The following is a 2,136-nucleotide window of genomic DNA, read 5'->3' on the forward strand; positions in this document are numbered from 1 at the left end:
CGCGACCGGGGTGTCGCCGTCCACCTCTTCGGCGACCTGCTCGTCGAGGCGCTGGCGGTCCCGGCCGCCCGCACCCTCGTACTCGACCGCGTCTTCGACGAGAAGGAGTACGGGCCGCTGGCCACCGACCATCTCCGGGCCGCCTTCGAGAACCTGCCCGCCGCCGAACTGGCCGAACTGCTCATCGGCGGTATCACCAAGCGCGAGTTCCTGGCCGCGCACGCGGAACCGGCCTCGGTCCGCTTCCACGTCATGGACCTGGACGACTTCCTCCTCGGCCCCCTCCCCAACCATCTCTTCACCCGCGACACCTCGGCCTGGATCTACGACGGCGTCTCCATCAACGCGATGCGCTGGCCGGCGCGGCAGCGGGAGACCGTGCACTTCGAGGCGATCTACCGGCACCACCCGCTCTTCCGTGACGAAACCTTCCACCTCTGGTCGGAGGGCCAGGTGGACTACCCCTCCACCATCGAAGGCGGGGACGTCCTCGTCATCGGCAACGGCGCCGTACTCATCGGCATGAGCGAGCGCACCACACCCCAGGCGGTCGAGATGCTCGCGCACAAGCTCTTCGCCGCCGGTTCGGCCCGGACGATCGTGGCCCTCGACATGCCCAAGCGGCGCGCGTTCATGCACCTCGACACCGTGATGACGATGGTCGACGGCGACACCTTCACCCAGTACGCGGGGCTCGGCATGCTCCGCTCGTACACCATCGAACCGGGCGCCGGGGACAAGGAGTTGAAGGTCACCGACCATCCGCCGGAGCACATGCACCGGGCGATCGCCGCCGCGCTCGGGCTGAGCGGGATCCGCGTCCTGACCGCGACCCAGGACGTGCACGCGGCCGAGCGTGAGCAGTGGGACGACGGCTGCAACGTCCTCGCCGTCGAGCCGGGTGTGGTCGTCGCGTACGAACGCAACGCGACCACGAACACGCATCTGCGCAAGCAGGGCCTTGAGGTGGTGGAGATCCCGGGCAGTGAGCTGGGGCGGGGGAGGGGTGGCCCGCGCTGTATGAGCTGCCCTGTGCAGCGGGATGCGGTGATTTAGCGGGATGCGGTGATTTGGGGAGGGGCGGGTGCCGGGTGGCGATGGCTCGAAAGGGTGACCGCATAGAAATGTAGGGAGTCGTATAGACTTCCAATCGTCTATGTCCCGCATGCCGTGCCCGACTATCCCGATTATTTGGAGTGCCCCCCATGGCGACTGTCCCGACCGCCCTTGCCGGGCGTCACTTCCTCAAGGAGCTGGACTTCACCGGCGAGGNNNNTACGCGCTGCGCGTTCGAGGTGGCGGCGGCCGATCAGGGTGCCTCCACGACGTACCTCGACCCGTCGAGCTCGCAGATGGGGCACAAGGAGTCCGTGAAGGACACCGCGCGGGTGCTCGGGCGGATGTTCGACGGGATCGAGTTCCGGGGCGACAGTCAGGCGTCGGTGGAGGAGCTGGCCGCGTATGCGGGCGTGCCGGTGTTCAACGGTCTGACCGACGACTGGCACCCCACCCAGATGCTCGCCGACGTGCTGACGATGACCGAGCACAGCGGCGGCAAGCCACTGACGGAGATCGCCTTCGCCTACCTCGGCGACGCGCGCTTCAACATGGGCAACTCGTATCTGGTCACCGGCGCGCTGCTCGGCATGGACGTACGGATCGTCGCGCCGCGGGCCTACTGGCCCGCCGAGGACATCGTCGCCACCGCGCGGAAGCTGGCGGAGGCGAGCGGGGCGCGGGTGACGCTCACCGAGGATGTGCCGGAGGGTGTGCGGGGGGTCGACTTCGTCGCCACCGATGTGTGGGTGTCGATGGGGGAGCCGAAGGCGGTGTGGGGCGAGCGGATCGCCGCGCTGGCTTCGTACGCGGTGACGATGGATGTGCTGCGGGCGACGGGGAACGCGGATGTGAAGTTCCTGCACTGTCTGCCGGCGTTCCATGATCTTGGGACGAAGGTGGGGCGGGAGATGTTCGAGACGTACGGGTTGTCGTCGCTGGAGGTGACCGACGAGGTGTTCGAGTCCGGGCACTCGGTGGTGTTCGACGAGGCGGAGAACCGGATGCACACGATCAAGGCGGTACTGGTCGCTTCGCTGGGCTGAGGCTGGGTTTCCCGCGCCCCCGCCGCCCTTTCCC

1 protein-coding gene and 1 pseudogene are annotated in these 2,136 nt (G+C 68.1%); both read left to right on the top strand.

Annotated features, from left to right (window positions below):
- The coding region (locus AOK08_RS30980; RefSeq protein ID WP_055532243.1) for an arginine deiminase at positions 1–1,056 on the top strand (1,056 nt) is incomplete at its 5' end.
- 220 nt (positions 1,057–1,276) lie between these two features.
- Positions 1,277–2,102: pseudogene (argF, locus tag AOK08_RS30985) on the top strand (ornithine carbamoyltransferase); the annotation flags it as partial.
- Positions 2,103–2,136: the final 34 nt, after the last annotated feature.

Origin of the sequence: Streptomyces graminilatus (assembly GCF_001418565.1) — a bacterium.
GTDB classification, from domain to species: Bacteria; Actinomycetota; Actinomycetes; order Streptomycetales; family Streptomycetaceae; genus Streptomyces; species Streptomyces graminilatus.